General features: G+C 62.9%; 18 protein-coding genes. 6 read left to right on the top strand and 12 right to left on the bottom strand.

The annotated features are described in order from the left end of the window. Positions 1-8: 8 nt before the first annotated feature. From bamA to ACE191_RS11800, 4 genes are all read left to right on the top strand, one after another. Positions 9-2,600, top strand: a complete 2,592-nt coding sequence (gene bamA / locus ACE191_RS11815; protein ID WP_400192430.1) for an outer membrane protein assembly factor BamA — start codon at positions 9-11, stop codon at positions 2,598-2,600. Between the two features lie 35 nt (positions 2,601-2,635). Further along, positions 2,636-3,313, top strand: coding sequence for an OmpH family outer membrane protein (locus ACE191_RS11810; protein WP_400192429.1), 678 nt, complete (start codon positions 2,636-2,638; stop codon positions 3,311-3,313). 42 nt (positions 3,314-3,355) lie between these two features. Continuing rightward, complete coding sequence (locus ACE191_RS11805; RefSeq protein ID WP_400192428.1) at positions 3,356-4,021, top strand: OmpH family outer membrane protein; 666 nt, start codon at positions 3,356-3,358, stop codon at positions 4,019-4,021. Positions 4,022-4,097: 76 nt separating this feature from the next. Continuing rightward, entirely contained in the window at positions 4,098-5,156 is a 1,059-nt protein-coding gene (locus tag ACE191_RS11800; protein ID WP_400192427.1) for an RluA family pseudouridine synthase, read from the top strand. A gap of 78 nt (positions 5,157-5,234) precedes the next feature. Here ACE191_RS11800 and ACE191_RS11795 read toward each other — a convergent pair whose 3' ends face one another. From ACE191_RS11795 to mazG, 9 genes are all read right to left on the bottom strand, one after another. After that, on the bottom strand, positions 5,235-6,863 hold the full coding sequence (locus ACE191_RS11795) for a tetratricopeptide repeat protein (protein WP_400192426.1): 1,629 nt from the start codon (positions 6,861-6,863) through the stop codon (positions 5,235-5,237). A 52-nt stretch (positions 6,864-6,915) separates the two neighbouring features. Continuing rightward, positions 6,916-7,896: a PstS family phosphate ABC transporter substrate-binding protein gene (locus ACE191_RS11790; protein ID WP_400192425.1), complete on the bottom strand. Its 981-nt coding sequence runs from the start codon at positions 7,894-7,896 to the stop codon at positions 6,916-6,918. Further along, positions 7,893-8,135 carry a hypothetical protein gene (locus tag ACE191_RS11785; protein WP_400192424.1) on the bottom strand — a complete coding sequence of 81 codons (243 nt, stop codon included), beginning with the start codon at positions 8,133-8,135 and terminating at the stop codon, positions 7,893-7,895. The genes ACE191_RS11790 and ACE191_RS11785 overlap by 4 nt, the downstream gene beginning before the upstream one ends. 170 nt (positions 8,136-8,305) lie before the next feature. After that, positions 8,306-9,142, bottom strand: coding sequence for an energy transducer TonB (locus ACE191_RS11780; protein ID WP_400192423.1), 837 nt, complete (start codon positions 9,140-9,142; stop codon positions 8,306-8,308). Between the two features lie 218 nt (positions 9,143-9,360). Further along, positions 9,361-10,185, bottom strand: a complete 825-nt coding sequence (locus tag ACE191_RS11775; RefSeq protein WP_400192422.1) for an energy transducer TonB — start codon at positions 10,183-10,185, stop codon at positions 9,361-9,363. Next, positions 10,182-10,703: an ExbD/TolR family protein gene (locus ACE191_RS11770; RefSeq protein WP_400192421.1), complete on the bottom strand. Its 522-nt coding sequence runs from the start codon at positions 10,701-10,703 to the stop codon at positions 10,182-10,184. Before ACE191_RS11770 ends, ACE191_RS11775 begins: the two co-directional genes overlap by 4 nt. A 5-nt stretch (positions 10,704-10,708) precedes the next feature. Beyond that, positions 10,709-11,338, bottom strand: a complete 630-nt coding sequence (locus tag ACE191_RS11765) for an ExbD/TolR family protein (protein ID WP_400192420.1) — start codon at positions 11,336-11,338, stop codon at positions 10,709-10,711. Between the two features lie 56 nt (positions 11,339-11,394). Beyond that, positions 11,395-12,264 (bottom strand): MotA/TolQ/ExbB proton channel family protein, encoded by an 870-nt coding sequence (locus ACE191_RS11760; RefSeq protein ID WP_400193411.1) that lies wholly within the window; start codon positions 12,262-12,264, stop codon positions 11,395-11,397. Positions 12,265-12,559: 295 nt separating this feature from the next. Beyond that, positions 12,560-13,378 carry a nucleoside triphosphate pyrophosphohydrolase gene (gene mazG / locus ACE191_RS11755; protein ID WP_400192419.1) on the bottom strand — a complete coding sequence of 273 codons (819 nt, stop codon included), beginning with the start codon at positions 13,376-13,378 and terminating at the stop codon, positions 12,560-12,562. Positions 13,379-13,486: 108 nt separating this feature from the next. On the opposite strand from mazG, the gene glmM reads away from it, so the two are divergent. Continuing rightward, a complete protein-coding gene (glmM, locus tag ACE191_RS11750) occupies positions 13,487-14,893 on the top strand; it encodes a phosphoglucosamine mutase (RefSeq protein ID WP_400192418.1) in 1,407 nt (468 codons plus the stop codon). A gap of 241 nt (positions 14,894-15,134) precedes the next feature. Further along, a complete protein-coding gene (locus tag ACE191_RS11745) occupies positions 15,135-16,298 on the top strand; it encodes a cysteine desulfurase family protein (RefSeq protein ID WP_400192417.1) in 1,164 nt (387 codons plus the stop codon). A gap of 100 nt (positions 16,299-16,398) precedes the next feature. Here the strand turns inward: ACE191_RS11745 and ACE191_RS11740 are convergent, their stop codons facing one another. The 3 genes from ACE191_RS11740 to ACE191_RS11730 all read right to left on the bottom strand — a co-directional run bounded on the left by ACE191_RS11740 (position 16,399) and on the right by ACE191_RS11730 (position 19,582). Next, entirely contained in the window at positions 16,399-16,968 is a 570-nt protein-coding gene (locus tag ACE191_RS11740) for a hypothetical protein (RefSeq protein ID WP_400192416.1), read from the bottom strand. Between the two features lie 434 nt (positions 16,969-17,402). After that, positions 17,403-18,593 carry a hypothetical protein gene (locus ACE191_RS11735; RefSeq protein ID WP_400192415.1) on the bottom strand — a complete coding sequence of 397 codons (1,191 nt, stop codon included), beginning with the start codon at positions 18,591-18,593 and terminating at the stop codon, positions 17,403-17,405. Beyond that, the gene (locus ACE191_RS11730; RefSeq protein WP_400192414.1) at positions 18,590-19,582 is read right to left on the bottom strand and encodes a DUF2157 domain-containing protein; all 993 of its coding nucleotides are present in this window, start codon (positions 19,580-19,582) and stop codon (positions 18,590-18,592) included. Before ACE191_RS11730 ends, ACE191_RS11735 begins: the two co-directional genes overlap by 4 nt. Between the last annotated feature and the right edge of the window lie 75 nt (positions 19,583-19,657).

Raw genomic sequence — 19,657 nt, 5'->3', positions numbered from 1 at the left:
TCCTTCGAATGCACTCTTTCTTTTATCGGCTGCGCGCCGCTGCGCTGGCCTGGCTGCTGTGGGGACTGACTACCGGCACCCTGCAGGCCCAGACCGCGCCCGCCACCAGCCCCGACGAGCCCCAACGCTACGAAATCGGCGGCATCACCGTTAGCGGCACGCGCTACCTCGACCCCAACACGCTCATTGGCCTGACGGGCCTGAAGGTGGGGGACAAGGTGTCTATTCCCGGCGACGAGCTGGGCCGCGCCGTGCGCAAGCTCTGGGAACAGGGCATTCTGGGCGACATCAACGTGCTGGTCGACCGCATCGAGGGGCAGAAGGTGTTTCTGAACTTCGAGCTGAAGGAGCGGCCCCGCCTCTCCAAGATCTACTTCACCAGCATCAGCAAGACCCAGGCCGACGAGCTGCGCAACAAGATCAAGGTGGTGCGCGGCAAGGTGGTAACCGACGCACTGCTGAGCAACACCCGCCAGGCGGTGCGCAAGTTCTACACCGACAAGGGCTTCATGAACGTGAAGGTGAACATCACTCAGGAGCCCGATTCGAGCCTGCCCAACAGCGTGGAGCTGGTGGTGGACGTGAAGCGCGGCGACAAGGTGCGCATCTCCGACATCAGCTTTATCGGCAACGAGGCCGTTACGGACGGCAAGCTGAAGGGCAAGATGAAGAAGACCAAGGAGAAGAAGCCCTATAAGTTCTTCAACTCGGGCAAGTTCCAGCGCAGCGACTTCGAGGACGACAAGCAGAAGGTCATCGACTTCTACAACTCGCAGGGCTACCGCGACGCCCTCATCACCGCCGACTCGCTCATCACCGTGCAGGACGAGTACAGCTACCGCTGGATCGGCACCGAAAACGGCAAGTTCGGCATCCACAAAGCCACCGTGCGCGAGGCCGACAAGCTGGTGCTGCGCCTCTACGTGGAAGAAGGCCCCAAGTACTACTTCCGCCGCATTACCTGGGCCGGCAACTACCTCTACGACTCCAAGACCCTTTCCTCGGTGCTGGGCATCAAGGAAGGCAGCGTGTACAGCAAGGAAACCCTCGACAAGCGCCTGAACTACAACCCCACGGGCCAGGACGTGACCTCGCTGTACATGAACGACGGCTACCTGTTCTTCTCCATCGACCCGGTGGAAACGCGCGTGGAAGGCGACTCCATCGACATCGAGATGCGCCTGAGCGAAGGCGTGCAGGCCCGTATCAAGGAGGTGAACATTGCCGGCAACACCAAGACCTCGGACCACGTGATTCGGCGCGAGCTGCGCACGCTGCCGGGCGACAAGTTCAACCGCGAGCTGCTGATCCGCTCCCAGCGCGAAATTTCCTCGCTGGGCTACTTCGACCCCGAAAAAGTGGGCCTGAACCCGGTGCCCAACCCGGCCGACGGCACGGTGGACATCAACTACACGGTTTCGGAAAAGCCCTCGGACCAGATTACCCTCTCGGGTGGCTGGGGCGGCTATGCCGGCTTCATTGGTACGGTGGGTTTGGTGTTCAACAACTTCTCGCTGCGCAAGGCCAGCAAGTTCAGCAACTGGCGCCCCGTACCCGGCGGCGACGGGCAGCGCCTGGCCTTGAACATTCAGGCCAACGGCACCCAGTACCAGGCCTACTCGTTCTCGTTCACCGAACCCTGGCTGGGCGGGCGCAAGCCCAACTCCTTCTCGGTGAGTCTGAACAAGAGCATTCAGCGCGTGGGCACCAGCTTCGACGCCAGCTCCGAGCAGTCGATCAAGGTGAACAGCGCCGCCGTGAGCCTGGGTCGCCGCCTGCGCTGGCCCGACGACTACTTCACGCTCAGCAACTCGCTCTCGTTTAGCCAGTACAAGCTGCGCAACTACCCCTACTTCCAGGGCTTCAACAACGGCAACGCCAACAACATCACCTTCAACACCACCCTGGCGCGCAACAGCACCGACAACCCGACCTTCACCCGTCGCGGCTCGGCCCTGTCGCTGTCGGTGAACCTGACGCCGCCTTACTCGGCCTTCCCTGGTGCGCACCCCAACGTGAACGAGTGGGTGGAATTCCACAAGTGGATGTTCGACGCCTCGTGGTTTACGCCCCTGGGCGGCAAGCTGGTGCTCAACACCCGCGCCCACTTCGGCTTCATCGGCCGCTACAACGACAGCCGGGCCTACGGACCGTTTGAGCGCTTCAAACTGGGCGGTGCCGGCCTGGGCTTCGGCGGCTCGGCCAACTTCCTGGTGGGTACCGAATTTGTGGGCCTGCGCGGCTACGACGACCCCAACGACGCCTTCGCCATTCCCACGGCCCGCCAGAACGAAAGCGGCGGTATTGCCTACAACAAGTTTGTGATGGAAATGCGCTACCCCGTGTCGCTGAACCCGGCGGCCACGGTTTATGTGCTGGGCTTCGCCGAAGCTGGCAATGCTTTTGATACGTACCGCACCTACAACCCCTACAAGCTGTACCGCTCGGCTGGGGTCGGTGCCCGCATCTTCATGGCGGCCTTCGGTCTGCTGGGCTTCGACTACGGCTACGGTTTCGACAACGTGATTCCGGGCCTGAACAGCACCGGCTCGCAGGACCGCAGCAAATTCCACTTCATCATCGGTCAGCAGATTCGCTAGGGCACCAAACCTCCCTGGCGCAGCGTTTTCGGGCTATGAAACGATTGTTGTTTGTTGGGCCACTGCTGTGGCTGCTTGCCCTACTGCCGCTGGCGGGCCGGGCCCAAAAGTTCGGCTACGTCGACTCGGAGTTCCTGATGAGCAAGCTGCCGGCCTACGCCCAGGCTCAGCAAGAGCTGAATACTCTCTCGCAGAACTGGCAGAAAGAGGTGGAGGCCCAGAAAAAGGACCTCGACCGGCTGTACCGCACCTACCAGGCCGAGGAAGTGCTGCTGACCGAGGCCATGAAAAAGAAGCGCCAGGACGAAATTCTGAAAAAGGAGCAGGACATCAAGGCCTACCAGAACCGGGTGTTCGGCTACGAGGGCCAACTGTTTAAGAAGCGGCAGGAACTCACCAAGCCGGTGCAGGATCAGGTGTTCGAGGCCATTGAGAAGGTGGCCAAGAAAAAGCAATTGGCCATCGTGTTCGACAAGTCGGGCGACCTGACCATGCTCTACACCAACCCGGCCCACGACTACACGGAATTTGTAATGGAGGAATTGGGTTTAGCTTCCGAAGACCGCAACCAGCCGGGCCAGAAAGGCGCGGTGCGCAGCGTAACGCCGCCCACCACCCCGGGCGGCACGGCCGACGAACCGGTTTTCGACGACCAGCGCCCGGCGGGCAAACCCGCCGCCAAGCCGGTGCGCAAGGGCAGCCGCCCAGAATAAGTACATTTGCTTCGTAAACTCTTCCAGACGCTTTTCAACCCAATGACCCTGACCCGCAAGTTTCGCCTCGCGCTGGCTGTTGCAGCCTTCTCCTTCGCCGCTGCTCCCGCTGCCCTGGCCCAGACTACGGCCCCGGCCACCGCAGCTGCTGGCCCCTTGAAAATCGGCTACACCAACGTCGACTACGTGCTGAGCCAGATGCCCGAAAGCCGCCAGATTGAGTCGCAGCTGAAAGACTACAGCACCCAGCTTAAAAACCAGCTCGACGCCAAGGTGACGGAGTACCGCACCAAGGGTGAGGCCTACACAAAAGGTGCTTCCACCATGAGCGACGTGGTGCGGGCTGACAAGGAGAAGGAGCTGACCAACCTGCAGCAGTCCATCCAGGAGTTCCAGCAGAACGCCGAGCAGTCGGTGCAGCAGCGCCAGCAGACCCTGCTCAAGCCCGTGCTCGACAAGGTGCAGAAGACCATCGACGCCGTAGCCGAGAAGAACGGCTACACCTACGTGTTCAATTCCGACGCCGGCTTCGGCACCACGCCCATCCTGCTGCACGGCCCCAAAGACGGCGACATCTCGGACCTGGTGCTGAAGGAAATGGGCGTAACGCCCGGCCAGAACAACCAGCCCGCCGCGGTGAAGCCCGCTGCCACGCCCGCGCCGGCGGCGGCCGCGCCGGCTGGCAAAACCAAAGTGAAAAAGAAATAAGGCCTTTCGGCCCCATCCGGAAGCCGGGACCTATCATGGGTTCCGGCTTTCTGTTTTCCCCCATGTTGCCGCTGCTATGCAAGAGCTAGACCCCGACCTGCTGCCCGACGACGGCATCGAAGCCGGCGCCGAAGACGAGCTGTACGAGCACCACCGCATTCAGGCCGACGGCCGGCAGGAGCCCATGCGCCTCGACAAGTTCCTGCTCAACCGCCTGCCCAACGTGTCGCGCACCAAGGTGCAGACCGGCATTGAGGCCGGCGCGGTACAGGTAAACGGCAAGGAGGCCAAGTCGAGCTACAAGGTGAAGCCCGGCGACGTGGTGACGGTGGTGCTGCCCGAGCCCCCACGCGAGGATAAAGTGGTGGCCGAGCCCATGTCGCTGGACATTCCCTACGAGGACGAGCAGCTGCTGCTGGTGAACAAGCCCGCTGGGATGGTCGTACATCCCGCCTACGGCAACTGGACGGGTACGCTGGTTAATGGCCTCGCCTGGCACATCCGGAACCTGCCTACGGGCCGAAACGGCGAAATCCGCCCCGGCCTGGTCCACCGCATCGATAAGGACACCTCGGGGCTGCTGGTAATCGGCAAAACCGAGTGGGCCATGACGCACCTCTCGCAGCAGTTTTTCCACCACACCATCGAGCGGACTTACCTGGCCCTGGTGTGGGGCACGCCCAAGCAGGAGCAGGGCACTATTCGCGGCAACGTAGGCCGCCACCCCAAGGACCGGAAGCTGATGACGGTGTTTCCCGAGGGCAGCGCCGAGGGCAAGCACGCCGTGACGCACTACAAGGTGCTGCGCAGCTTCGGCTACGTGAGCCTGGTGCAGTGCAACCTCGAAACCGGCCGCACCCACCAGATCCGGGCGCACATGAAGCACCTGGGCCACCCCTTGTTTGCCGACGCCGCCTACGGGGGCGCCCAGGTGGTGTATGGGCAACGCACGGGTGCCTACAAGGCCTTTGTGGAGCGCACCTTCGAGGTAATGCCCCGGCAGGCCCTGCACGCCAAGTCGCTGGGCTTCGTGCACCCCACCACCGGCGAGCAGCTGCAATTTGAAACGGAGCTGCCCGAGGACTTCACCCAGGCCCTGAAGCGCTGGGAAACGTATTCTCTGCAGGCGCAGTAGCCTGCCAGCTGGCTGATAACAGAAAAAGCCCGCAGCCTGATGGCCGCGGGCTTTTTAGTGCTTACGAAAGCGGGGATACTACTTGCGCTTGGCCGGGGCCTTGGTAGCCGCGGCTTTGGTGGTGGTTTTCTTACCCGACAGGATGCTCATGGCTTCGGTGGCCTGCTTGTTGGCCGGGTCGAGGGCCAGCACCTGCTGGAAGTACGTCTGAGCAGCCGCTTTGTCGCCTTTCTGCGCGTTGTACACACCCAGGTAGTTGTTGGCTTCAATCAGGCCGGCGCGGAACTTGTCCGGCTCAGCGCCTTCGGCTTTCGACAGCTCGATGTACTTCTCGTAGTGCGGCTTGGCCAGGCCCTGCTTGGTTTCGGGGTCCAGGTTGGTGTTTACCTGAGCGCGCAGCAGGTGGCCGGCGGCGTAGGTCGGGCGGGCGGTGAGTACCACGTTGAAGAGGCTATCGGCCTGCTGGTACTGCTTGTTGATGCTGTACAGGTTGGCCAGGCGTACCTGGTCGGCCAGCTCGGGCTTAGCCGCCAGCTTGGTCTCGTAAACGTTGATGGCCTTACCGTAGTCCTTCTTCAGGATGTAGGCCGAAGCCAGGTCGTTCTGCAGGTCGGCTGCCTTCGAGGGGTCGGCCTTGATGGCGCGCTCGATCAGGGCGATGCCTTCGTCGGAGCGGCCGGCCTTGGTCAGGATTTTGCCCTGGTACACGTAGTCCTCGGTAATGGCTTTGTCGCCGGCCAGCTTCATGTACTGGTCCATCTCGGCCATGGCCTGCTCGGTCTGACCCGTTTCAAACAGGGTGTAGGCCTGCAGGCGGTTCATGGTCAGGTGGTTCGGGTCCTTGGCCAGCACTTCCTGAATCTGAGTCAGCGCCTCGGGGTACTTTTTGTTCAGGTACAGGAAGGCCGCGTAGGTCGCCTGGGTGTTGGGCGACTTCTCCGACATGTCGGTGTACTTCTTCATCGTAGACGAAGCCTGGTCGTACTTGCCGGCGTAGTAGTACAGCTCGGCCATGTCGCGGTATACCGGGGCAAAGTTGGGGTCCATCTGCGCTACCTTCTCGAAGTTGCTCAGGGCCTCACCGCCGTTACGCGAACGAACGTTGAGCTGGCCCTTGCGGTAGTAAGCCGGCAGGTAGTTAGGGTCGGCCCGCAGGGCGCGGTCGTAGGCGTTCATGGCGTCGCCGCCGCCGTTTTCGCGGTTCTGCAGTATGTCACCCAACGACACCAACATGGCGGCGTCGTCCTTCTTGTTCACCTTCAGGGCCTGGTTCAGGTAGTCGATGCCTTTCTGGTTTTCCTTCACGTCCGACTCGGCGTAGGCCTTGCCGATAGCGGCCAGGATCTGGGCGTCCTTGCCCTTGGAGGCTTTCACAGCGTTGTCGAACTGAATTTCGGCATCCACGCGCTTGCCCTGGGCCAGGAACGCCCGGCCGGCAGCTACCATCGACTTGGGCGACTTGGGGTCGACCGAAGCCTGGTTGAAGAAGTAAGCGGCCGAGTCGGCCTTGGCTTGTTTCTGGTACAGGCGGCCCAGCTCGAACGCGGCATCGGGGTTGGTGCTTTGCGCGAGCAGGCTGCGCTTGGCTTCACTGTAACGCTCCAATTCAATAGCCTTCTGCGCGCTCTGCACGTTCTGCGCGAAAGCGGCCGGGCCAGCAAGCGAAAAAGCAACGAGGAAAGTGAAATTCCAGGGCTTAGTGTTCATGTGGAAAAGGTGAGTGAATGAATGAGAGACAAATCTGAGCGGCGGCTTTCCCCTAGGGGTTGGCCTGAATCAGCCGGACCTGGCCGGTGGCGGGCATCAGCCCGGCCTTCAGGAAAATCAGCTGGCCTTGGTTGCCCGCAACAAAGGATGCAAACCCGGTGCCAAGTCCGGCGCGGGCCTCGCGGCTGACGATGTAAACGTTACGGCGCAGGGGGTAGGCTTTGGTGGCCAGGTAAGCCTGGTAGGGTTGCACGTAATCGTCGGCGGAAGCAGGCGACTCCGAGCGGCTCACACCCACTACCCGCACCTGACGCCGAAAGCTCTGCGCCTGGGCATCGTCCATGTCGCTGATCCAGTTAACGCCAATGACGCCAATTGCGTTCGGATGCGAAGCTACGTACTCAATGAGCTTGGGGTTCGACTCGCTGGCAAATACCTCCTTGGCCAGGGCCGCGCCGCGCGTCACGCTGTCCTGCACGTAGCGGGCCGTGCTGGAGCGGTTCTGGTCGAAAACCACGCTGATGGCGCCCAGCTTGCCGGCTTTACCACTGACCTGACTCCACTGGGTTTTGCGGCCGGTGAAGATGTCGCGCAGCTGGCCCATCGTGAGCATGGTGTCGGGATTGGCCGGGTTCACCAGCACGGCCAGGCCGTCGGTGGCTACGTGGGCGGTGCGGGGCACAATCTTGAGCCGGTCGAAGTAGCCGCGCTCCTCATCGGTGAGCTGCCGCGCTACCACTACGGCCCGTACGCTGTCGTTGAGCAGGTCGCGCATCACATCTTGCTCGGGCTTGTAGGCCGTGCGGATCTTGGCGGCGGTGTAAATCTTCTCGAAGGTGTCGACGTGCGACTTCAGGATGGGCTCGAAAGTGGCGTCCACGCTGATGCGGATGCTGCCGCTGGTGGGCGTGTCCAGGGCAACGGCTCCCGGGCCGGAGCCGTTGCCGCAGCCACTAAGCAGGCTAGCCCCCGTGGCAAGCGAGCAGACAACTCCAAAACCCAGCAGCAGCCGGTTGACGCGAAGTACATTCATGATGGACGGGAGCGGGAAGGCTGACGGATGATGCGAACAAATCTAACCAAACCGTAGAGGACGAACAGACCGCCCACAATCTGGCGGGGCGTGCGTGACAGCGTGAGCATGCCATCGGGCGCCATGAACAGGAACACACCCAGGCCCATGTATACCAAGGCCATGAGCAGGGTAAAGTAGCGCATCACCCGCTGAGCCGGGCGCTGGCCGATGCGCTCATCGGCGTTGGTGTCGAGCATGACAGAAAAAGTCAGGTTGAAGAGCTTTAACGCGTAAAAGTAGTGGGTTTGTTCAGTGACCGTAATGGCTGCGCCCAGCGGGGCTGCTAACGACGCAGCCACCGCCGGCCGGAAGCGGGTTCCGGGCAGCGGTGGCTGAGGATACTGCGGGTAGAACGGCCGGTGGGCGGCTAGCGCGAGAAGTGGAAGGTGATGGGCAAGGTGTAGCGCACAGCTACCGGGTTGCCGTTCTGCCGGCCCGGCTCCCAGCGGGGCATGTTGCTGATGACGCGCTGGGCCTCTTCATCGGTGCCGTAGCCCAGGCCCTTCAGGATTTCCACGTCGGTAATGCTGCCGGCCGCACTCACGGTAAACGAGACGAACACCTTGCCTTCAACCTGCTCGGCCAGGGCCCGGGGCGGGTAGCGCAGGTTTTTGCGCAGGTACTGCATCAGGGCCTGCTGCCCGCCGGTAAACTCCGGCATCACTTCTACCGACAAGAAAGGTCCCGTTTTGGTAGGGGCCGGAATAACAGCCGGCACGGTCACCCCTGTCCCTACGGTCCCGCTGTCGCCCGTGCCGCTCCCAATAACTACCGATGGAGCCGTGCCGGTACCGGTGGGGAGGCCATCGATGGGGGCGGTCATAGGTTCCACGGCCGGGGTTGCGGGGCGAATCCGCGCTTTGGCGTCCTCGACCACGCGGGTCGGGACCTCGGGGGCCGCGGCGGGAGCGGGGGCCACGGTAGCTACCGGCTGAGCCGGCTTGGGCAGCGGCACATCTATCAGCTTGACCAGGGTGCCTTCGGGTTCAAAAGCTGGGGCCACCACCGTGTCGGCAACGAAATACTGCCGGGCAAATACGGCCAGCAGCAGCAAGGTCAGCAGACCGAGGGCGCCGAGCACAGCGCGCTGCAGGTGGCGATGGTAGGCCTGCCGCAGCTGGTAGGCACCGTAGGCTTTGTTGCGGCCCTCAAATACGATGTCGTCGAGAGAAGCCGGGGCGGAGTGAAGGTTGGTGGTAGGCATGGCACGCGGAGTTAGGTGGAACAAGGCACTCCCAAACCGGCCGCCAACTGCCCTGCCTACCCCGCGCTGGCCTGATTTTCAACCGGAAAACGCCGGGCTGATATGGCGGCGTATGCGGCGAATGAAAAATATTTCGCCTATCGGCCACGAAAAAACCCGGACCGGGCACGAGGCCCAATCCGGGTTAAATCAATCCCGAGCAAGTCGGGGCAAAGTGCTTAGCGAATGGTGAAGGTCACCGGTACCGTGTAGGATACGCTCACGGCGCGGCCGTTCTGCTTACCCGGTGCCCAAGCCGGCATGTTCTTGATTACGCGAACTGCTTCTTCGTCGCAGCCCGAACCAATGCCTTTGGTCACTTTCACATCCGTAATCTGGCCGCTGGGGCCCACTACGAAGTTCACGAATACTTTGCCTTCAACCTGGTTGCGCAAAGCCAGCGAGGGGTACTTGATGTTTTTACCGAGGTATTGCATCAGGCCTTCCATGCCGCCGGGAGGGGTGGGCATCTGCTCTACGTAGGTGTAGACCTTCTGCTCCACTACTTCTTCTACCACCTTGTCGCCTTCGCCGTCGAGGCCGCTCAGGTCAATTACGGTGTTGGTGTTGCCTTCCACGGTTTTGGTGGCCACCACCTTGTCTTCCAGTTCTTCCTGGTCGGGAATGTCTTCCACCTTGCGCACTTCCTCGTCTTTCTTCACGACGGGGGGAGTGAATTTAATGGTGGAAAGCTTGGGTGGGGGGGGCGGCGGAGCCGTGGGGGGCGGGGGCGGGGGGGGCGGCGTGTCCTTGTCCAGGGGCGGCGCCTCCAGCACCACTTCGGTGTCGAACTTGGGCTTCTCCACCACTTCCTTCGGGGTGAGGAAGCGCGCAATCAGCGGGCCGCCTACCATGAGCAGGAAAAGAATGGAGGCTACCAGAAAGGCCCGCGTGATGTGCTTGTTGTACAGCCTGCGCAGTACGTAAGCGCCATACGCTTTATTTCTGCCTTCGAAAACGATGTCTTCGAAGCTTGCCCGAGCCAGTTGGGCGTTATCCATCATAAGCCAGAAGATTTAATCAGGTCCGAATCCTCCTTCGTGATGTCCACCAGCGCATATTTCTTCTGGCTGGTAATGGTCATCTCGTCGAGGATATCCACCATGTTCTTGTAGTTCGACTTGTCCTCCGGCTTGATCAGCACCACCGTTTCGGGCTGCCGGGCGCGGCGCTCGAGCAGCACCTTACGGATGCCGTTGGCCGAGTAGTCCGAAGCCTTGAGTTCCGGCTTTACGCTTTGGTCCAGCAGGCCTTCGTAGTAGTAGAGCTTGTTGTTTTCGCCGAGCAGAACCGTGAAGGCCAGCGAGGCTTTAAGCTCGGTTTGTTCGTCCTCCGGCTTCGGCTTCACCGGCATCGAAATCTGCATCGCGCTGGGCTTGGCAAACGTCGTGGTGAGCATGAAGAACGTCAGGAGCAGAAAGGCCAAGTCCACCATCGGGGTCATGTCGATCTTGGTCGACATTTTCTTGGCCCGCTTCTTCCCGCCTTTGCCGGAGTCGGCTTGTTGTTGAATTTCTGCCATGTCGATTATTTGCTAGCCACCGCGTTAGGATTCATTTCCTTGTCGGTGATGAGGTAGAAGCGGTTCATGTTCTTCTCCTGCAGAATCTTGATGACGTTCTTCACCGCGGGTACATCGGTCGCGCCGTCGCCTTTGATGGCGATGTAGGGCGGCTTGCCCAGCACGCTGATGTTGGCGCTGCGGGCGGCCAGTACCCACTCGATAAGCTGGTTGTTGAGCGAGTCGGTCGGGATGCCGTCCTGCTTCACCTGCTTGCGCTCGGTGGGCGTCAGGTCCAGAAACTGGCCCAGGCGCTGCACGGGCAGGCCGAAATCAGGCATGAGGGCGAACTGCTTTTTCTGGCGGTCCGAGAAGCTGGCGCCGTACTTGGCACCCACCGTTTCCAGGGCCTTGATCTTGACCTGTTGCGACTCGGTGCTGAAAAACACCCGCTTATCCTTGTCGATGCTCAGCGTGAGCACCCCCGTCTCCGGCAGCAGCTTCTCCGAAACCGACGACGGCGTGTCAATCACCACGGCCGTGTCTTCGGTCGGCGTTGCGGTGAGCATGAAGAAAGTCACCAGCAAGAAGGCCAAGTCCACCATCGGGGTCATGTCCAACGACGGTGACAGTCTGTGGGGTTTTACTTTGGGCATTTCTGGCTAGTCAAAGGGTTCTTTGATTCAGTAACGTACGCGGCTTGGTGTTTAGTTTACACCGTGCCGTTTTGTACGCCGCTGTCGCCATGCTGCGAAGCAAAGGTCTGGATGATGCTGAAGCCAGCCTCGTCGATGCTGTAGGTCAGCTCGTCAATTTTGCTGGTGAAGAAGTTGTAGGCGATGATGGCAATGGCCGAGGTCAAGATACCCAGAGCCGTGTTGATCAGAGCTTCCGAAATACCGTTGGCCAGACCTACGGCATCGGGTGCACCGGCGTTGGCCAGAGCGGCGAAGGCGTTGATCATACCGAATACGGTACCGAGCAGACCTACCAGGGTAGCAACCGAAGCCAGGGTGGAGATGATAACCAGGTTTTTCTCCAGCATGGGCAGTTCCAGGGCGGTCGATTCCTCGATTTCCTTCTGGATAGCCAGGATTTTCTGGTCTTTGTCCATGCCCCGCTCGCGGGCCATTTCCTGGTACTTCAGCAGGCCCGACTTCACTACGTTGGCTACCGAACCACGCTGCTGGTCGCAGGCGGCAATGGCACCGGTGATGTCGTTCACATTCAGCTTCTGACGCACGGTGCGCACAAAGCTCTCGATGCTCTTGGTGCCTTTGGCCCGACCGATGGTCAGGAAGCGCTCAATCGAGAAGGTGATTACGATGAGGAACATCGACATCAGGACCGGTACGATGATACCGCCCTTGTACACGATGCCAAGGTAGTCGCCGGGCAGCGGGTTGTTGTGGTTGTCACCGCCCTGGAAGTGGCTGGCGTCACCCAAGACGAATTTCCATACCACGTAGCTAATGACGAGAGCCAGCGGAATAACGATAGCGGCCAGCGCCGAACCGCCTTTTGCTTCGCTTTTCGGCGCGGCAGGGGCAGCGGGCCGGGCAGCTGCTGCGGGCTTGTTCATGGCATTCTTTTGTTCCATTGTTCCGGAAATTAAGCGGGAGGTTGGTTGGTGAAAATGTTGAATGGGGGGTGAAAAACGCAAAAGCGGATGGCCCTAAGACAGCGGAGCCCCGCTCACCCTACGTTTTGGCCGAAAAAAGAGCCAAGGTCATAGGTCTGCTCGTGCGCGGGGCCTCCGTCCGCAGTCGGACTATCCTTGGCAAACCTAAACAAAAGGCTTGGCGCCGCCAAATTAAAAATGGCTTTAAACGCGTTAAAACCGTGTCGGACTCGAAAAAAGGCTATTTCGGTGAAGCTCAGCGGGAGCCGTCGGCGGGCAGGCGTTTGGCTTCTTCCCAGTAGCGGTCCATTTCCGCCAGGGTGAGGTCGGGCAGCAACCGGCCACTGCGCGCTACCTCGGTTTCGAGGTACTGAAAACGGCGGATGAATTTGCGGTTGGTGTGTTCCAGCGCCTCTTCGGGGTTGATGCCGGCAAAGCGCGCGAAGTTGACCAGCGAGAACAGCAGGTCGCCGAATTCGGCGGCGGCCCGCGCCGGGTCGCTCACGTCCCCGTCGCGGAATTCGGCCCCAAACTCCTGCAATTCTTCCTGCACCTTGGCCCATACCTGCTCCTTCTGCTCCCAATCGAAGCCCGCGCCCCGGGCTTTTTCCTGGATGCGCATGGCCTTGACCAGGGCCGGAAGTGAAACTGGTACGCCGCCCAGCACCGAATCGTTGCCTTTCTCCTTGAGTTTGAGCTGCTCCCAGTTGCGCTTGACGTCTTCCTCGCTGCTCACTTCCACGTCGCCGTAGATGTGGGGGTGGCGGTGAATAAGCTTTTCGCACTGGGCGTGAAGCACGTCAGCAATGTCGAACTGGCCGGTTTCGCTGGCGATGCGGGCGTAGAACACCATATGCAGCAGCACGTCGCCCAGCTCCTTGCGAACGTCGGGCAGGTCGTTGCGCAGGATGGCGTCGCTCAGCTCGTAGGTTTCTTCGATGGTCAGGTGGCGCAGGCTCGACATGGTCTGCTTCCGGTCCCAGGGACATTCGGCGCGCAGGCGGTCGAGCACGTCGAGCAGCCGGCCAAAAGCGGCCAGTTGTTCGGGGCGGCGGTTCGCGGAGAGGTAATCCATGATGGTCAAATATACGGCGCCTTGCCCGAAGCCCGCGGCGCGGGCGGCGCACCCAATAGGTGGGGCGCGGGGTATTCGCTACTTTTGCCCCCTGAAAAATCGTGAATTGTGGCACTAATCAAATCCATTTCGGGCATCCGCGGCACCATCGGCGGGGCCGCCGGTGAGGCGCTTACGCCCATCGACGTTGTGAAATTCACGGCGGCCTTCGGCACCTGGGCCCTGCAACAGGCTCCGGCCGCCGGCAGCACCCGCACCATCTTAGTGGGCCGCGACGCCCGCCTTTCGGGCGACATGGTCAGCAAGCTGGTGGTGGGCACCCTGCAGGGGCTGGGAATCGACGTGGTCGACCTGGGCCTGAGCACCACGCCCACCGTGGAAATGGCCGTACCGGCCAAGAAAGCCATCGGCGGCATCATTCTCACCGCCTCGCACAACCCCAAACAGTGGAACGCGCTGAAGCTGCTCAACCAGCACGGCGAGTTCATTTCCGACGCCGACGGCAAGCTGGTACTGCAGCTGGCCGAGCAGGAGGCCTTCGACTTCGCCCCCGTGGGCCAGCTGGGGCAGCACAGCACCGATGCGGAATTCCTGCACGAGCACATCAAGGCCATTCTGGCTTTGCCGCTGGTCGACGTGGAGGCCATCCGCGCCAAGAACTTCCGGGTGGTGGTCGACGCGGTGAACTCCTCGGGGGGCTTTGCCGTGCCGCAGCTGCTGGAGGCCCTGGGCGTAACCACGGTGGAAAAGCTGTTCTGTGAACCCACCGGCGACTTTGCCCACAACCCCGAGCCCCTGCCCGAAAACCTGCGCGACATTGCCAAGGTGCTCGAGAAAGGCTCCTTCGATCTGGGCATCGTGGTCGACCCTGACGTGGACCGCCTGGCCCTCATCAACGAGGACGGGACCATGTTCGGCGAGGAGTACACCCTGGTGGCCGTGGCCGACTACATCCTGAAAGCCCAGGGCGGCGGCAACACGGTGAGCAACCTGAGCAGCACCCGCGCCCTGCGCGACGTGACCGAGAAGCACGGCGGCCAGTACGCGGCGGCGGCGGTGGGCGAGGTGAACGTGGTGACCATGATGAAGCAGACCAACGCCGTCATCGGCGGCGAGGGCAACGGCGGCATCATCTACCCCGAGCTGCACTACGGCCGCGACGCGCTGGTGGGCATTGCCCTGTTTCTGACGCACCTGGCCAAGTCGGGCCTGACCATGACGCGCCTGCGGGCCTCATACCCCAGCTACTTCATTTCGAAGAACAAGATCGAGCTGACGCCCGACATCAACACCGACCAGGTATTGGAGCAGATGGAGAAGCGCTACGCCAAGCAGCCGGTCAACACCATCGACGGGGTGAAGATTGAGTTCGACAAGGAGTGGGTGCACCTGCGCAAGTCCAACACCGAGCCCATCATCCGCATCTACGCCGAGTCGGACTCCAACGCCACGGCCGACCACCTGGCCCAGAAAATCATCGGCGACATCAAGGAAATCATTTCCGCCAAAGGCTAATCACTGATCCGTCCGGATTTGGCCACGCCTTCCTGCGGTTCCCGGATTTCGAAGCCGACAGTTAAGGCTTTAGTGGAGCCCCGGCTTGAAGCCGGGGCTCCACTTCGTTTAAGCCCGGTTGCCACCACCACCGCGCAGGGGCCGGCGGCTTAGTTGGCGAACGGAAGGCATTGTTGGGCAGGGCGAAAGGCTGGCTGCCGGCAATCCGTTATTTTTGCAGCCTCCACCCAACGCGCCGCGCATGACGCCGACCTCCACCCCCACTTCGGTTTACTTCGACAACGCCGCCACCACGCCCCTCGACCCGGAGGTGCTGGACGCCATGCTGCCGTTTCTGCGCGAGCATTTCGGCAACCCCAGCTCCATTCACGGCCACGGCCGCAAGGTGCGGGCCGCCATCGAGAATGCGCGCAAGACCATTGCCCACCTGCTGAACGCGGCCCCGGCCGAAATCAGCTTTACCTCGGGCGGTACTGAGGCCGACAACTACGCCGCCTTCGGCTCCATCCGCACCCTGGGCCTCAAGCACGCCATCACCAGCAAGCTGGAGCACCACGCGGTGCTGCACACGCTGGAGGCCCTGCACAAAAGCGGGGAAATCGAGCTGAGCTTCGTGCGCCACGACGAGCGCGGCCGCCTCGACCTGGCTCACCTCGAGGAACTGCTGGGCACCCACACCCGCTCGTTCGTGAGCTTGATGCACGGCAACAACGAAATCGGCAACCTCAACGACATCCAGGCCATCGGTGGGCTTTGTCGGGCCCACGGCGCCATCTTCCATACCGACACCGTGCAGACCATGGGCCACTACCGCCACGACGTGCGGGCGCTGGGCAGCCATTTCCTGGTCGGGTCGGCCCACAAGTTCCACGGCCCCAAGGGCGTGGGCTTTTTGTTTTGCAACGGCGAGGTGCAGGTGCAGCCCCTCATCCACGGCGGCTCGCAGGAGCGCAACGTGCGCGCCGGCACCGAAAACGTGTACGGCATCGTGGGCCTGGCCAAGGCCCTGGAAATTGCCTACCGCGACATGGCCGAGCACCAGCAGCACATTCAGGGGCTGAAAAATAGATTCATCGAGCGGCTGCGCGCCGAAATCGACGACGTGCAGTTCAATGGCCTCTCGGCCGAGGCCGACCAGAGCCTCTACACCGTGCTGAGCGTGAGTCTGCCGGCCTCGGACATGAACGAGATGCTGCTCTTCAACCTCGACATCAACCACGTTTCGGCCTCGGGCGGCTCGGCCTGCACCAGCGGCTCCAACATCGGCTCGCACGTGCTCACGGCCCTGGGCTGCGACCCCAGCCGCGGCGCTATCCGCTTCTCCATGAGCAAGTACAACACCGCCGACGAAGTGGACTACGCCGTGGCCCAGCTGGCCAAGATGTACCGCCGCGTACCGGCCTAGCCAGACTCGTCAACCCCATCAGCAAGCCGCCCCGCGTCGTGACTCCGACGCGGGGCGGTTTGCTGATGGGGCAGGCGGAATGGGAAGGGGCGTACCCGGTTCAGCCTGCCGGAACCGGGGCTGGCAGGGCGGCGGCCAGGGCCGCGGCTTCGGCCTGCAAGCCGGCGGCCTGGGCGAGCAGGCGGTGGTAGCGCGTGGCCTCGTCGGCCGACAGGGGCCGGGCGCGGTGCCGCAGCCAGCTCCGCAGCCAAAGGGCGTGGGCTTCGGCGCAGCTGGGGTCGAGGGGGTCGGCGGCCAGGGCCAGGGCGGCGGCCAGCGCCTGCCCGGCCGGGGTGTCGGGCGGGGCGGCGCCGGGTTCGGGCGGCAGCAAGTGGGGCAGGGCGGCGGCCCAGCGGGCGGCCACGTGGGCGCGGCCGGCCAGCTGCTGGGCTTCGCCCAGCAGCCGGGCGGCCCGGTGCAGGCACTCGCGGCGGCGGAAGTCGAGGTCGGCCGCGTCGGGCGCGGGCGTAGCCGGCGGCAGGGGCGCATCGGGGTCAGGCGGGGCGGCAACCACTTCGGGCGGCGGCAGGTGCCGCAGCAGCGGCCCCAGGGCTACCATCACGGGGTAGGTGATGGGGCGACGCTGGGTGGCCAGGTCGCGCAACAGCGAGGGACTGATTCCCAAATACACAGCCAGTTGATCCTGTCGCAGACCAAACCAAGCCAGGAGGCGGCCTATTAGCGAGGCAGACGGAGCAGCACGGCGGGGCATAGCAGAAAATCAGATGATTGCGCGGTATGCTGTTGAAATTAATAATACCGCGCAGAAATAAAACGACAACCTGCGCGGTATTTCGTCTCATTTTCAAATACCGCGCAGGAAATCAGCGGCTGCATACGCTGGTCGGCAGTCGGCGGCACCGTTAAGTAGGCGACCCTAAGCAAGGATACCGCAAGGACGTGGTGCCTGATCCGGTGTCCGCCCCATGAAGTATCGCGCCCACTTCGTTGACGCACGGGTTACCCGTGCAGTGGCCGAGGGTCACGGCACGATAAGGTCGTGCCGGCCCGCGAACGACAAGTTTGCGCTACAGTCGTGCTGCAAGGTGCTGCTACATCAGAGGCTTAGTAGCTGCCGTCGGCGCCGCCGCCACCCGAGTGGCCGCCGCCGAACTGGAAGCCGGGAGCGGGCGCCTGGCCTACCGAGGGCGCGGTCTGGGCTACCACCAACGACTCCAGGTTGACGGGCGGCTCCTGGGCATCATCGGCCGCGGAGGTCAGGCCGTGGCGGCCTCGCCGCAGGTACCAAGTAGTAGCGGCGGCGAAGGCGGTAAGCGCCGCCCCGGCCAGCACGGCGGCGGTTTCGGGCGGCAGCACGCTGCGGTAGTGGCGCAGGGTGTACACCGACAGCGCCGCCGTGAGCAGCCCCAGCCACAGCCAGCTGCGGTCGGGGCGGAGCAGGCCGTAAACCAGGTACAGCAGCGGGATGCCGGCGGTGGTCAGGTAAAACAGCGGCGCCAGCGGAATCTGCCGCGACGGACCGGGCAACTCCTGCAGCGCGGCGTGGCCCTCGCGCACCACCAGGTAGTTCACCGACAGGTAGGCCGTGAGCAAAGTCAGTGCCTTCAGCCAGTGCAGGCAGCGGTGGTAGTAGAGGTAGCGGGACTGCCGCAGCCGCGCGGCCACTACGCGGTAGGCGCCGGCCGAAGTCAGCAGCAGGGCAAACGGCAGCAGCAGGGTGCCGCCGGGCAGCCGCAAGCAGAGGTTAGTCACCGTCAGCAGGAAAGTCAGCAGCATAACCACGGCTACCAGGCGGTCGGCGTAGCGCAGGGTGGCCAGCAGCAGCACCACCAGCACGAGCAGCAGCACCAGCAGCAGGCGCGGGCTGCCCAGGCCCGTGTCGGCCCCGGCCGGCGCGGTGGCTTCAAACACCACGTAGCCAATGAGCCCGACCGCCCCCAGCAGCACCAGGTAGAGCAGGGCGTTGTCGGCCCCGGCGTGGTAGAGGCGCTTGTCGCGGATAAACAGCCGCTCGAGCACCAGCACACCGGCCGCAATGCCCAGCACCAGGGTGACGATGACGTTGGCCTGAAACATGATGCCCAGCAGCCCGGCCCCGAACGAAGCCCCGAAGATGGTGAAGATGAACAAACCGATGCGCAGCAGCAGGTGCGGGCGGTAGAAGTCGAGCGGGTAGGCGGCCTCGATGGCCTGCAGTTGTTCGGCGGAGAGCAGGCCGCGCCGCTGCCAGCGCGTGGCGGCGGCCCGCACGGCTTCGTGCCGGGTCCAGGCCAGGGGGTAGGCGTGCAGGTTCATCGCAGGCGCAGAATCTTCTTAAGGTTGATCAGGAACCACACTACGCCGGCCGCCGACAGCGGGAAGTAGTAAATCATGAGCCAGTAGGGCGAGTCGTCTTCGGCCAGGGCCAGCAGACGAAACAGCAGGTAGGTAACCACCACGTAGCCGTAGCCCACGCCCATCAGCAGAAACAGGTAGGAGTGGGTGCGGCGGGCGTACCACACCAGGGCCGCGCATACCAGCAGAATCAGCGGCACCAGCAGCCAGGGCGAAAACCCGCCCTGCGGCGTGAAGTCGAGCAGGGAGGCCGTGGCCGCGATGAGCAACAGGTTGCTGCCCAAGGAGAGGTAGGTGAAGGCAAAGTGCGCCTTGCGGTCTAGGCGCTCCGAGGCCAGTCCTGCCAGCATCAGCCCCAGGCCCAGCAGAATGGCCGTCACGCTCAGGTGCGAGGTAAAGAAATCATTGGCCGCGAAGGCCGACACCGGCTGCACCGTAACGCCCAGCCACGAGGCCAGCGCCGTGATGCCCATGGCCAGCACGCCGCGGTGGTCGAAGCGGTAGGCCAGCAGCAGAAACAGCACCGCAGGCAGCACCACGGCCAGCCCGTAGCGCGTGCCGAACAGCTGGTACTGCACCTGCAGGTAGGTTTCCAGGGTCACGAACAGCAGGCAGCCCAGCAGCAGCGAGTAGTCGGGCAGAAAGCCGGCGCGGGGTGCTTCGGCCCAGGTGAAGGGCTGCCGGCGGTGCCACGCGTAGCCGAAGGCGGCCAGCATCAGCAGGGCAATGCCGGCCACCACCACGCCGTGGCCCAGCTCGTCGAGGTGCTGGTAGATGAGCACGCCCAGGCCGCCGCTGAGCAGCAGAATGCCCACGTACAAGAGCAAGCGCAGCTCGTAGTGCAACGAAAAGGGGCGGCGGGCCTCGTCGGCGGCAATGGCCGTGGCCTGGGCTTCGGGCAGCAGACCGCGGGCCTGCAGCTCGGCCAGAATAAAGTCGGGAGGACGCATAGCAGCGGGGGCTGAGGGGGCACCGGGCAAGCCCCGGCGCAGCATCTACGGCCAATGTACCTTATTTGCGGCCTG

Origin of the sequence: Hymenobacter sp. B81 (assembly GCF_044628455.1) — a bacterium.
In the GTDB taxonomy this organism is placed as follows: Bacteria; Bacteroidota; Bacteroidia; order Cytophagales; family Hymenobacteraceae; genus Solirubrum.
Note: the sequence above shows the minus strand (reverse complement) of the source record. Positions and strands in the feature narration are given on the sequence as shown.